The 13,344-nt window shown below is 36.5% G+C and carries 11 protein-coding genes; 3 read left to right on the top strand and 8 right to left on the bottom strand.

Annotated elements, in window-relative coordinates:
- Positions 1–28: 28 nt before the first annotated feature.
- The 4 genes from QUE72_RS17700 to QUE72_RS17685 all read right to left on the bottom strand — a co-directional run bounded on the left by QUE72_RS17700 (position 29) and on the right by QUE72_RS17685 (position 3,710).
- Positions 29–1,378, bottom strand: coding sequence for a S41 family peptidase (locus QUE72_RS17700; protein WP_286270455.1), 1,350 nt, complete (start codon positions 1,376–1,378; stop codon positions 29–31).
- A gap of 139 nt (positions 1,379–1,517) precedes the next feature.
- On the bottom strand, positions 1,518–2,507 hold the full coding sequence (locus QUE72_RS17695) for an alpha/beta fold hydrolase (RefSeq protein WP_286270454.1): 990 nt from the start codon (positions 2,505–2,507) through the stop codon (positions 1,518–1,520).
- Between the two features lie 64 nt (positions 2,508–2,571).
- Positions 2,572–3,033 (bottom strand): nuclear transport factor 2-like protein, encoded by a 462-nt coding sequence (locus tag QUE72_RS17690; RefSeq protein WP_286270453.1) that lies wholly within the window; start codon positions 3,031–3,033, stop codon positions 2,572–2,574.
- 251 nt (positions 3,034–3,284) lie between these two features.
- Positions 3,285–3,710, bottom strand: coding sequence for an MAPEG family protein (locus QUE72_RS17685; RefSeq protein WP_286270452.1), 426 nt, complete (start codon positions 3,708–3,710; stop codon positions 3,285–3,287).
- Between the two features lie 1,270 nt (positions 3,711–4,980).
- On the opposite strand from QUE72_RS17685, the gene QUE72_RS17680 reads away from it, so the two are divergent.
- Together QUE72_RS17680 and QUE72_RS17675 are read left to right on the top strand one after the other, a co-directional pair.
- Complete coding sequence (locus tag QUE72_RS17680; RefSeq protein WP_286270451.1) at positions 4,981–5,874, top strand: substrate-binding periplasmic protein; 894 nt, start codon at positions 4,981–4,983, stop codon at positions 5,872–5,874.
- The gene (locus QUE72_RS17675; protein ID WP_286270450.1) at positions 5,871–6,341 is read left to right on the top strand and encodes a GNAT family N-acetyltransferase; all 471 of its coding nucleotides are present in this window, start codon (positions 5,871–5,873) and stop codon (positions 6,339–6,341) included. The genes QUE72_RS17680 and QUE72_RS17675 overlap by 4 nt, the downstream gene beginning before the upstream one ends.
- A 73-nt stretch (positions 6,342–6,414) precedes the next feature.
- Here QUE72_RS17675 and QUE72_RS17670 read toward each other — a convergent pair whose 3' ends face one another.
- The 4 genes from QUE72_RS17670 to QUE72_RS17655 all read right to left on the bottom strand — a co-directional run bounded on the left by QUE72_RS17670 (position 6,415) and on the right by QUE72_RS17655 (position 11,427).
- Entirely contained in the window at positions 6,415–7,593 is a 1,179-nt protein-coding gene (locus QUE72_RS17670) for an IS4 family transposase (protein ID WP_286269174.1), read from the bottom strand.
- 539 nt (positions 7,594–8,132) lie between these two features.
- Positions 8,133–9,413: a sensor histidine kinase gene (locus tag QUE72_RS17665; RefSeq protein WP_286270448.1), complete on the bottom strand. Its 1,281-nt coding sequence runs from the start codon at positions 9,411–9,413 to the stop codon at positions 8,133–8,135.
- An 8-nt stretch (positions 9,414–9,421) separates the two neighbouring features.
- The gene (locus tag QUE72_RS17660; RefSeq protein WP_286270446.1) at positions 9,422–10,108 is read right to left on the bottom strand and encodes a response regulator transcription factor; all 687 of its coding nucleotides are present in this window, start codon (positions 10,106–10,108) and stop codon (positions 9,422–9,424) included.
- Positions 10,109–10,110: 2 nt separating this feature from the next.
- Positions 10,111–11,427 (bottom strand): S41 family peptidase, encoded by a 1,317-nt coding sequence (locus QUE72_RS17655; protein WP_286270444.1) that lies wholly within the window; start codon positions 11,425–11,427, stop codon positions 10,111–10,113.
- 426 nt (positions 11,428–11,853) lie between these two features.
- On the opposite strand from QUE72_RS17655, the gene QUE72_RS17650 reads away from it, so the two are divergent.
- Positions 11,854–13,032 carry an IS4 family transposase gene (locus tag QUE72_RS17650; RefSeq protein ID WP_286269174.1) on the top strand — a complete coding sequence of 393 codons (1,179 nt, stop codon included), beginning with the start codon at positions 11,854–11,856 and terminating at the stop codon, positions 13,030–13,032.
- Positions 13,033–13,344: the final 312 nt, after the last annotated feature.

Genomic DNA, 13,344 nt, shown 5'->3' with positions numbered 1-13,344 from the left:
TAAACTAACCCAAGCTCTCTTTGCAAGATTAGAGTGTTGAAGCTTCTCTAGCATTTTGACTATAAGAGCCATTATCTGAAATACCTTGTATAGCAACTACTTTCTGGTCTTCCACTACGACTTTAATTCTGAAGTCATTTTTCCCTTCAACCATGAACAAATGATCGTTGATCGGAAATAGTTTCAATTTATTATTTCCTTTACGCTGATAATATAAAGCTCCATTTTCAAATGTTAAGGTACGAACACCATAATTACCTGCGTATTTTATGAGCACTTCACTTGCAACTTGAGGTTTTTCTGATCTAGCTTTTAATGCTGTTAAGTACCATTGATTGATTTGTTGGCTTCCCTTGTTGTTCGAGGTTAGTGATTCTAATGCCATAATATGAGCAGTATTTAAGGCAGTTTTAGCTGATTGCTCTATATGTGGTTTTACACCTACCCCTTCCCAGTTCCCTCCTGTTATTGGATTAATGGAACGTGCGGTTGGTATCCATACCATAAACCTATCGGTAGCAATTTCCCTTCCACCTGGGTGAGCACCTCCCCCCGTTGTTTCGCCAATAATTGTTGCTCGGTTTAAGTGTTTTAAAGTATATGAAAAATCTTCAGCAGCGGAAAAAGTACTTCTACTTGTTAATACATATACGTCAGTATTAGGGCGTCGTTTACCAGGCACTGACGCTAAACTCCAGTATTGTTTAGTAATATTCAAGTCACGCTTGTAAATATCATTGAGTTGGATTGGTTCTGCATCTAATAAATAACTCACAAGTAATTGAACCATTGAGGGTGAACCCCCACCATTGTGTCTAAGATCAAAAATTAGAGCGTCAGTGTTTTCAAGGAATGTCATCGCTGCAGTGACAGTGTCAGAAGCTTCATCGGGAAAGTCGAAATGTCTTAAGTCTATATAACCGATATTACCATCTAGTATAGAGACTTGTTTAAAACCATGGTTTTTTGTCCGCCGTATTAGCCTCTCTATTTTTTCTTTAGCGGGGTCTACTGCTTGTTTTTCTTGCTCACGACTTTGCATTATACGTTTAGGGTCAAAAAGTACTCTTAAATGACGATCATGACTAATTGATTGCATATCTTTAGTTAACTGTTGGGCTAACTCACGAGCATTATTGAACTTTTTGTAATCACCCTTTTTTAATTTAGTTTTAAACAGCTGATCTATTTCTTTAGATACTTCCGGAAATATATATTTTTTATCAAGTAAGTCGCATACTGCTGATATAACTTGATTAGTTTCATTTTCATTAAGCTTTTCGTTAAGCACACTCGGATTACTGTGCACGAGAAAGCTGAATAACCCACCAAATATAACTACTAAGTTGGCGACTTTTCTACCTAGAAGAAATTTCATTCTGCTCATATACCCTTAATTATTATTTTATTGCTTTATTTAGCCGTTGTGACGACACTATTTATATAGGTTGTAAACATCAAATAGTGTATTTCCCAGCTTTCAATGAAGTAATCAAGTTCAGGAACTTGAATGATTTTCATCCATTGGTGTATGTAATCATTTTTTTGATTGCGTCTATTATGATATCTGGGCGGTCTTCATTTATATAGTGGCTACTGTTTGGAGCCAAAATTTGTTCACTCTGAGTTGAGAGCTTTAATAGATCTTTTTGCATTACTTCCAGCGCATGAATTAATTCAGTTTTTAACTTTTCATCACTAAAATAATTATCATACCTGTTTGTATCTGTAGCAGTAATGACAATAAGAGGAATATCCCCAAAAGACTTTATATCGCTAGCCTCCTTGTAGAGTTGCGGTATTTTATTTTGTTCCTCAATAATTGCATTAGCACTTTTATAAAGGAGCGCAGGATAAAGAGAGTTTTGATAATCATACTCACTATTATCTGGAAACGAATTTTTAAACATTAGACGTAAAAGACCAACATTATTTGCAAACTTAAGTAAACTACCAGGTATTTGTTCGTTAATTGTACTATTCAATTCAGCAGATATGAATTTTTGTGCTTCTGGATGCGCACTCTCAACCAAAATTACCCCAGCGACATCTTGTGGATAAGACGCTATAAAATTTCTTAAAATTATCCCTCCTAATGAATGTCCAACTAGAATGTAGGGCTTTGAAACCCCAGTTCTTTCAAGTAACGTATGTAGCTCTTTGGCCATGAATTTGCCAGATTTCGGGTTGGCTCCTCGTTCGCTCCACATCAAACCAGCTCTATCGTAGGAAACGGTAGTTGCAAAGCCAGATAACTGTTTCTGCAAATTGAACCACTGTAAATGACCAGCAGGGTCAAAAGCTGATTCGAATACTACTGTAGGTCCCTTTGTCCCTTGTTTATAGTAGTGTAGTTTGTGCCCACCTACATCGAGTAATTCTCCATGTGGTTGCAGATTTTTTTCGGCGTTATAACGAGAATATTGCTCGTAAATAACGCCAAAGATACTTCCTAATATAATTAGTGAAGTAATTACCAGAATTAACTTTTTTATCATGTTAGTCATTTTTATCCATACCAATGATTTTTTGGCTACGTTACAAAACACTTTATTTTTCGAGACTTAGTTTTCACCATAACTCTTTAATCAGTGATATTTTTCCTTCAGTGAAAGCAAATATCACAAGCAGTGGCTCTGTTGCTTCCCATTGCTCATTGTTTTGAATAATCCCGTGAGAATACTCTACGGCGATATAACTTTTTCCGGATATATATTTAATAATTCGTTGTTCATTTTGATCTGTATTTTGATACATACCTCGGTCTAAGTTTCGTAAAAATGCTTCACGCCAGTTAACCAGATCAAACTTTGCACCATATTCAACGTGAACGTATTTCACATCGCTATGCATTAGCGCGAGAAACGCATCAATATCTTTGGCTGTAGAGTCTTTTTTAGCAACTTTATCGAGTGCACTAAAATAGGCAGTAACGGCGTTGACTTGGCAAGTTTCATTGCACTCCTGAGCGATTGAAAAATTTGAATAAAATAGCAGTGTTAATAAATAAATCGTACTTAGGGTCAGTTTCATTATTATTTTCCTAATGTATAACGGGATCAGTAAAGTTTTTACAAAGATCCTGAGCGAATAAATCGTGTGAAACATCACATGCTTTAATTTTAATATAAGCTTCGTCGTGATTTTGTGAAGAACAATAAATATTTTTAATGTCAGAGTTTATTTAGTGGGGAGTTATTTTCTACAGGATTATACTTCGATTTATTTTAAGAGATAACTATTCCCTAAACCTAATGCTAGGCTCAGGGAATGGTCAGCATAACTTAAAAAAATATTATCTTTGCTTCTTTTATTAACATTGCTGCGAGTATTAGCCATGAGAATAAGAATAGATAAAACCTGATCAATACGCGGTCTATGGTGATTTGTATTAAAGAATGGATCACTCGAACTGCAACATAACTCCAAGCACAAATCACACTTAAAGTATCAACATGCCCTAATAAAGCGATTAAAAGTACTACAGCATAAAATAATGTGGGCTGCTCGAACAAGTGATTATAATTATTTGATATTCTGTTAACTTCTGCCGGTAACAATAACTTTAAATTACTAGTATCCTGACCTTTTTCTGGGTGTATTTTCAGCTTTTTCATCGCTGAAATTCGAGTGATAAACATATAGATTGTAATTATTAGGGTATGCAGCCCCATAATAATTATGGGTTGTAATATTTTAATGGCGTCCATAACTTCCTTAAAAAATAAAATGATTAATAGTTGTATAAATCACAAGTCAATTTACTTGTGGCTCGTTCTAGTTCATAGCTCGATAAATCAAGTTGCTTAGATATTACTAAATGCCTAGTAAATCTTTTGTTACTTTAAATTCAGGGAACGTTTTTTGTAAGTTTTGCCTTTCTGCCCTTGCTTTATCGTTATAACCTTGCTCTAAATACACTATCGTTTGTATTTCTGAAAATAATAATTAGGATGAGAAAAGTAATGACTAACACGCTGTATACACGTAACTCAATTAATTTATCTGCTTGGTCCTCGGCCAATCTATATGCGTAAAAAACATATAAAGCTAAGTATTGTAATTTGTAATTTTCCTGTGAATTCAGATAACGCCAGATCAATTAAATAGGCTCCTTCGACTGGAGCTTGTGAAATAGACCGCATTGTCGCTTCACCTTTAAATAAATCTTGTATAAATTATTTTCCTAATTTTACAATTAATGCATTCTGCTGCTTTGGCTACTGACATCGGGTTTTGTGCCGTAATTAATAACACATCTTCTGCAAGGTATGGCAGCATTGGCGAGTTAGCCACAAAATTTACTCCACGCTCTTTCAATATGGGATCTAAGATAAACGAGTATTTATCGAGTAACTCTGCTTTAAACGCTTGATCTTCTTTTAATATGAACTATTAACTTGTTTACCTTTTAGGCAGACGGACAAGCCTTTGCTAGCTTTATGTTTACAAGCGCTGCAGGCCAATGGCATAGAGCTGCTATAACGCTGGCGTTAGGTCACCTTTTTTTATTGTGAACTAAGCTGAATCGCCTTTGGGCTAACGATATTTAGCGTGATATCATTGTTACTTAAGGCCAAGTAAACCTATGTTAACTCCTCTAAGCCGTAATTTTGTTTGTGTTCCTTTCATTACCATGCTCAGAAATCAGCTAGGCGCACACGTTTCCGCTAATGATTTAGGACAAATTAAAAAAACGGCTAATGACAAACCAATAATTAAATTTTCACAATAATGCAGAGTACCTTTAATCAATGTATGTCGTTTTCTTGTGAAGATTTTTTTGTAAGTTAACAAATACCCACCGAATAGAATCTTTAATGTAGGGCTGATGATTTGTTAATTATTCTCAATAAATATTTCTAAGAGTGATCGAGATCTTAAGCTTTTGTCGCTTTCTTCACGAAACCTTCACGAAATACATGTTAGAAAATGTATAGTTACTTGTACATAGACACAGTAGTTGTGGAGTGAAAAGCTTTGAGTATAAATAAAAACATTGCTTTAAAGCTTAAGATTAAAATAAAAGCTCGTATTAATAGTGAGTTGGTGAGTTTTAAAACATTAATGAGTCACTACCTTTTAGTAATGGTATTGTTAGTTTATACAGTGCCTGTATCTAGCGCTTCACTGCCGCCGACTATTATTAATGTTGCCGCTATTGATTGGTGTCCGCAAATTTGCCCTAATAACTCATCCAAACCAGGTTATATCGTTGAAATATTGAAGCTTGTCTTTGACGGTGAAAATATCGAGTTAAAGATAGATAATTACCCTTGGTCCAGAGCTATAATGTATGTCAAAGATGGAAAATATATGGCGTTATTATCACCCGCTAAGAAAGAGGCGCCGGATTTAGCATACCCAAATACACCTATTGGGATTCAAAAAATGTGTTTTTATAAGCTGAAACAATCCCTTTGGACTTATTCAGGACTCGATTCATTAGAAGGGGTTCAAATTGGTATAGCCACAGATACATCAATACCAGAGTTAAAAAACTACATAATTAAAAACCCATACCAGTTTCAATCTCAGTCTTATCATGATCGATACATTAAGCAAAATATCGGTAAGTTAATAAAAGAAAGAATTGATACTTTCATTTTTACACGAAATTCAACGAAACTTGAAGTGAGTAGGCTTGGTCTTTCGGAAAAAATAGTAGAAGCTGGGTGTATATCTGAAGAGGGTGTTTATTTGGCATTCTCACCTGTTCAGGCTAAACGAAAAACTGTTAATAGGCTTGTAAAGCTGTTCGACAGGAAACTAAAAAAACTAATCGACGAAAATAAAATAGATCCAATTTTAGAAGATTATCAAACCGAATTTTTGGGTCATAATTTAATAGGGCATAAGGCATTGATAAAATGATGATAAGAGAGATTCAAGAAAAAGATTTAACGGCTGTTTTATCGTTAATTCAAGCAAAAGCGGAATTTGATGGCTGTATAGACTCTTTAATTCTCGATGAAGAAATACTTGCAACAATGTTTTTTTCCCAGCAACCCAAAGTCAAAGCTATTGTTGCTGAAATTAACAGTCAGTTAGTAGGAATTGCTACATATTACGAAATTTATTCAACGTTTTTAGCAAAACCTGGTTTATGGCTTGATGATTTGTATATATACGAAGAATATCGCGGATATGGCTTTGGGAAGGAACTCATTAAGCGCCTTTGTCAAATATCGAAAGATAACGATATGGCACGTATTGATTGGATCGTAGCCTCAGATAATGATTCTGGTCGTCAATTTTATCAAGCTATAGGGGCAACTATTGCAGAAGACATCAGACATACCCGATTAGACAAAAACGCAATAGAGCAAATCATTTTGTAGCGTCCTTGTTAAAATCAACAACACAGGCTATGAAGCGTTTAAACTCGCCCTTTGGGCTGACGGATCCCCATTTTTATATAACTGAACATATTTGATAATAAGCTAAAAAGTTTTCTCGACTTTTCTGTAGATAGTGATTTTTAATTTTGTGGAGTCTATGCCGAATTACTTGCTTCGCCAATGTAAGAAACGATAGAACTCTGCGGTGTTTTATCGTATTAGCCTGAAACATTATTTGCCAATTGCGCTGCTCCGCTTCAAAGCCAACAAACCAAAGTAATAGACTGGCTAAACATGCAATTAAGCACAAGGCACTCATTCGCCTTACGCCTTGTGTTTTACTAAACCGCCACGAAAAGCCATATTGTTGGCTTTTGTCATCGCGAAAGTTTTGCTCAATTTGCATCCTTTTACTGTACAACTTAATTACTTGATCACTAGTGAGTGTATTATCTGATGTTGCGAGTAACCATGGCTCATGAGCATGCCGTCGATACATGCGAGTATCTTTAGTAAAACGGCTATTCCCTTTTCGTCCTTTGTATTTTCCTTTGTACAAATGGAGAAATGCATCACATGCTGTTGGACTGTGTTGAGTAACCCTCGCTTTGCCAAGTCGAGTTGGTTGACAGCTCGCTCCCTGATGAAAGGCAGGGAGTTTTTCCCAAGTATTTTTACCTTCTAACTTACATGTCATCGTGCCTCTGAGACGGCCAATAAAGTGCCATCCTAATGAACGGACTTTAGTATACCAAGGAGTAAGAAAACCACCATCTGACAAAATATAAACGGACCGGTGTTCACCAATAACTTGAAGGAGGTTGTCTAAAAATCTGGCATTGGTTTCTGGCGTATCAAAATCTTTTAATTCAACAACCATGTTGTAAAGCACTAAAGAACGACCATCAACGAGTAAACTCGCTCTAAGCAGGTGGTAATCTGAACGACAACAACCACTCCAGTCCACTGCAATGGCTAAATAAGGCAAGTTGCTAATGATTGGTTTGGCCAACGAAGCGTATATTTCAACTTGTTGGTTAAACAAATGCTCGTTATTAAGAAAACGATCAACCCTTTTTATTTTATGCTTAATGTTCGCACGCCCAGCTAAGTAACGCCCCAAACTTGTTAAGGTTAATCTATCAGACGCTATAAGTGCTTCAGAGCATGCTTTAAGTGTCTTCATTCTCGCTTGATTGAAATTCGATAAGGACTTATCAAAGAAGTTATGGCAAAGTAAGGATTCAGGCATAGCATTTTACTCTTATTTTTGTTTTGACGAACTAATAAGATCATAAAATGTTGTGCCTGTCATTTTTTGGGGATTCGTCAGCCCTTTGGGAGCGTGTTAGAGGCGCGATAATTGCGCAAAACGTAACAACTATACCTGCCACGTTTTGCTTATTCTCCCACCTCTGACATCGCTCTGAACTGACTTAATCTTTATGCGAATTGGTATAAACTGCTGCAAAAATAAATGCGAAAGATCAACAGACCCTAAATTAGAGGCAAGTAATTTTTATGATTATGAACATGTACCTCACTACACTTATGGCTAACAACATACAATGCAATACCACTTTCAATCGATACCAAATATGTTGTTGTCCCCTCATTTCCATACTCAGAATTCAGTGGGGTGAAACGCATCTCAGCTAATGATTGATTAATATTTTATAAGACGGCTATTAATGCGCGAGTAGATAAGTTTTCATGAAGCGCTCCTCAATAAAGAGAAGGTACATTAATTTAATACTTGTATAGATAAGCTAAAATGAAAATTAAACTAATTTACGCCGTAACTACTGGTGTAACCTGAGGATTGAAATAGATCTTAAGCTCGAACATTCCTTGCTGGTAATCAGCCCTCATTTTCCAGCCATTTGTTTCACAAATTCGCTCAATTAAATTAAGCCCTTGTCCTATGCCTGTACTGGAAAAACTTTTAGTGCCACTTCTTTGTGGTTGGTTTGGCACCAAATCTGCCGTCTGATTTCTAAAGGACATACCAACGCTGGAGAGCAATATAGCAACATGAGTTGCAGTGGCGTATTGCACTATATTGGACAGTATATTATTGAGTAATATTTGGACTAAATTTTTATTGACTGTTTGAAAGACATTTTCTTCTAATTGTAGTTTTAATTTCAGTGCTTTACCTTTCTCAGAATGATTTAGCTCAAAATGTTGCAATACTATATTTTCAATGAGCTCAGTTAAATTTACACTGGTGGTTTCACTTGATTCATTTCTTGCTAAAGCTAATAATGTATGAGTGATTTTTTCAAGTTCAAAGTTAGCCTGGTAAATCTGTTCAAATTCTTCAGAGCTTAAAGTTAGAGACTTCTGGTAATTACTAAGTACATTTTTCACGATGCTAATCGGCGTTCGAATTTCATGACTTACGTCACGGGTAAAGTTCACCTCTCTTTTGAGTGCGGCCTGTAATTGACTGAAGCTTTGCTCGATCTTCGTCGCCAATATTCTAAGCTCATTATCTGGGTAGGAGTGGGCAAAGTCTTTCGGAATGTAATTCACTGAAAATTTGCTCACATCATTAGCAAGTATCTTAATAGGATTAGTGATTCGTTTTGCAATTAAATAAGCTACCATAGAGACAATAAACGCAAGAAAAGTCGCGAATGCCACTAACCAAACAATAATATTAGGTAGGTAATCTCTGCTTACCTCAAAGCCTGCCACATCGGCTAGCAAGGTGTAAACATTTCCACCGAGTTCAAATACTTGAACATGTACGGAACGACCATCATCAAGCGAATATTCAACCTGTTTGGGATTAATAACATAACCTTTGGCTATTTTAACTGGTACATCATGCCAATTTTTATGTAGCGTAATAAACCCTGCACGAGGGGGAGAGACTTTATTTGTTAGTAAAAACTGTTGTTCAATGTAATTCGCTTCAGAAGCTACTAAACGGTTGAATATATTATCTTCAACTATCCATGAGTAGGTTAGAATTAGTAGGCTGTAGATAACAGTATATGTCAGTGCCAACCCAACCACAAGGTAAGTAATTGCAGAGGGTAAACTACGTTGTGTATTATCCATGTGCCACTTTAATCTGGAACTTCTAACTTAAAGCCAATACCATGTAAAGTTTTAATCATGGCATATTCAAAAGGTTTGTCTACTGCATTTCTTAAAGTGTATATATGACTGCGGATGGCATCTGTTTTAGGCAACTCATCACCCCATATTTTTTCTGCTAAAAATCGTTTATTTACGGCGTTTGGATAAGCTTCCACTAACAACTTCAAAATAGCAAAGTCAGTACTTGATAACGAAATGGGTTGGTTATTTCTGGTTACCTTGTGTTTGAGAAAGTCGATATTTAATAACCCGATACTAATACTGCTAGCTTTATGAAGCTGATTACGTTTACCTAGCGCTAAACATCGTACATAAACTTCCTCAAGTGCAAATGGCTTGGTTAAATAATCATCGGCACCTGCACCAAACCCATCGACTTTTTCTCCCAAACTATCTCTTGCTGTTAGCATGAGGACAGGAATGTTTGTTTCAGACGTTTGTTTTATATGTTTGCATATCGCAAGGCCATTGGTATCTGGCAACATAAGATCTAATATGACTATATCAAAGCGCTCTTTAGCGAGTAAGTTGATTGCGGTCTTACCATCATGGGCGAAATCAGTTACAAAGCCTTTTTCACCTAAATAATGACCAAGTTGACCTGCAATATCTATGTTGTCTTCTACAATCAATATTGTATACGTTTCTGGCATAGTTATTTTATCCCTATTAACGACAAAATACGCTCGATACCAGCATCTTGTTGAGCTTTGATATCATCTGGAGAATTATAAGCAATATGATGTGGAACAACGCCTTGACGAGTTAAATCACCGCTCGGACGCACTAAACTACGCGTTGCAATATAAGCGCGTAATTGAGAGTTTGGCAAGTTAAATAGATTACCTTGCGCTGTTTGATTCGCAAAACCGCCTGTAACTTCACCAACTAGAGTGGCGAATTGGTTATCTTTTAATGTTGTAGCAAAAACTATTGCTGAAGAGTAACTTACAGCACCAATTAGTAAATAAGTATTACCAGTAAATTGATATCCGTTTGCTATCGGTTTTTCCATATCTGTCCATTCTTTAGTGATGATTTTACCTACTTCACCTTTATAGTCAAACCAACCACGATTATCTTGATTTAACTTTTCACGTACAGACGAGATTAACCGAAATGGCTTGTCCGCTATATAGCGAGTTAAATAAGTAACTGTGTCGGTATTTCCTCCTGAATTGTTACGTATATCAATAATAAGAGAGCTAATTTTTTCTTGCTTGATTTCAGTGAATGTTTTATCAATGAACTCTTCAAATGTATCGGGATCAATATCAAAATGTTCTAGATATAAGTAGCCAACACCAGGCTTAATGACTTTGTAATAGTATGGTTTTTTGGTTCCTGCAACTATATTTTGTTCCCACTTTTGCCCGGTGCTTACTAAAAGTGTAGACGTTTTGTTATCTAAGGAAACTTCTAGCTCAAATTGGCTGATGAAACCATAAACAGCCCAAAGTACTAGACTAAAACGTTCTGCAGCAATTTGCTCTCTTAGTCGCTGCGTCTCACCACCTACATACTGTTGGAGAGCGCTAATCAGTTCTTTAGATGGCACTCCGTTGATTTTATTTATGGTTGTTCCAGCTATAAGTTTATTATTAACGTCGCTATAAGTATTTTTGATAATAATCTCTGCAGACTCAGAAATTACAATATCAAATGGAAATATTAACTTTCCTTGCTCTTTTATGATTTTCCACTCGTTGTAAGGCCAAATTAAGAAAGAATGTCCGTCATTAAAAAGATGGTTAAGTTTACCGATATAACGATAAAACTCTGCTCTGATCATAGGCTTGGTAATTTCTTGTTTAACTTTATGTATTGCTCGACTTAGTTCTTCAAGATTGGCATAGGCAGAAAAGTCTGGGTGCCTTGCTAAAGCACCTTCAATTAAGTAATCGATGTCTTGGTGCATTTGATTCACAGTAAGCTGTTTATTAACAATGGTCGGATCTTTTAAGTCAGGCATAATATCCAGATGCTTGCTGTTACACGCAGTTAAAAAAAAATTAAAAAGAAGTAGAGAACTCTCATGTTGCTAACTAAATAAATGGTTGAATAATCCAAAGGTAGCAATCTAGTTGTGAAGCTTCTGTGAAGAAGATCTATTGATGCACGTAAACTCATTAATACCAATTCGCATAAATATTCGGTCATTCAGCGAGAGTTAAACGCTTTAGAGGCACGGCGTTGATTGCAGAGAATGGTTATTCAGGAGAACGTGCTCCTGCGTTCTCTAATAAGCTACATCCTTGTAGCGTCCTTTTCAAAATCAACAACACAGGCTATGAAGCGTTTAAACTCGCCCTTTGGGCTGACGAATCCCCAAAAAATGACAGGCACAACATTTTATGATCTTATTAGTTCGTCAAAACAAAAATAAGAGTAAAATGCTATGCCTGAATCCTTACTTTGCCATAACTTCTTTGATAAGTCCTTATCGAATTTCAATCAAGCGAGAATGAAGACACTTAAAGCATGCTCTGAAGCACTTATAGCGTCTGATAGATTAACCTTAACAAGTTTGGGGCGTTACTTAGCTGGGCGTGCGAACATTAAGCATAAAATAAAAAGGGTTGATCGTTTTCTTAATAACGAGCATTTGTTTAACCAACAAGTTGAAATATACGCTTCGTTGGCCAAACCAATCATTAGCAACTTGCCTTATTTAGCCATTGCAGTGGACTGGAGTGGTTGTTGTCGTTCAGATTACCACCTGCTTAGAGCGAGTTTACTCGTTGACGGCCGTTCTTTAGTGCTTTACAACATGGTTGTTGAATTAAAAGATTTTGATACGCCAGAAACCAATGCCAGATTTTTAGACAACCTCCTTCAAGTTATTGGTGAACACCGGTCCGTTTATATTTTGTCAGATGGTGGTTTTCTTACTCCTTGGTATACTAAAGTCCGTTCATTAGGATGGCACTTTATTGGCCGTCTCAGAGGCACGATGACATGTAAGTTAGAAGGTAAAAATACTTGGGAAAAACTCCCTGCCTTTCATCAGGGAGCGAGCTGTCAACCAACTCGACTTGGCAAAGCGAGGGTTACTCAACACAGTCCAACAGCATGTGATGCATTTCTCCATTTGTACAAAGGAAAATACAAAGGACGAAAAGGGAATAGCCGTTTTACTAAAGATACTCGCATGTATCGACGGCATGCTCATGAGCCATGGTTACTCGCAACATCAGATAATACACTCACTAGTGATCAAGTAATTAAGTTGTACAGTAAAAGGATGCAAATTGAGCAAAACTTTCGCGATGACAAAAGCCAACAATATGGCTTTTCGTGGCGGTTTAGTAAAACACAAGGCGTAAGGCGAATGAGTGCCTTGTGCTTAATTGCATGTTTAGCCAGTCTATTACTTTGGTTTGTTGGCTTTGAAGCGGAGCAGCGCAATTGGCAAATAATGTTTCAGGCTAATACGATAAAACACCGCAGAGTTCTATCGTTTCTTACATTGGCGAAGCAAGTAATTCGGCATAGACTCCACAAAATTAAAAATCACTATCTACAGAAAAGTCGAGAAAACTTTTTAGCTTATTATCAAATATGTTCAGTTATATAAAAATGGGGATCCGTCAGCCCTTTGGGAGCCTGTTAGAGGCGCGATAATTGCGCAAAACGTGTTTGATGTAGAACAAATGTTTCGCTTATTCTCCCACCTCTGACATCGCTCTGAACTGACTTAATCTTTATGCGAATTGGTATAAGTACGAAAGTGCAGGCGTATAGTTTGTTTTTAAAGTTTCACTACAGGTTTTTTCTTTACATTGCATAATTCTTCATTATTCGTGCAGGAACAACTATTATTGCTGTGCGCCAATGATGGCTGTATTGGGTGAGTATCGTGTGGAGTGTTTAAGAAGAGTGTTGTTAA

The sequence above is a fragment of the Thalassotalea hakodatensis genome (assembly GCF_030295995.1).
Classification (GTDB): Bacteria; Pseudomonadota; Gammaproteobacteria; order Enterobacterales; family Alteromonadaceae; genus Thalassotalea_C; species Thalassotalea_C hakodatensis.
This window is presented reverse-complemented; position numbering and strand designations above follow the sequence as displayed.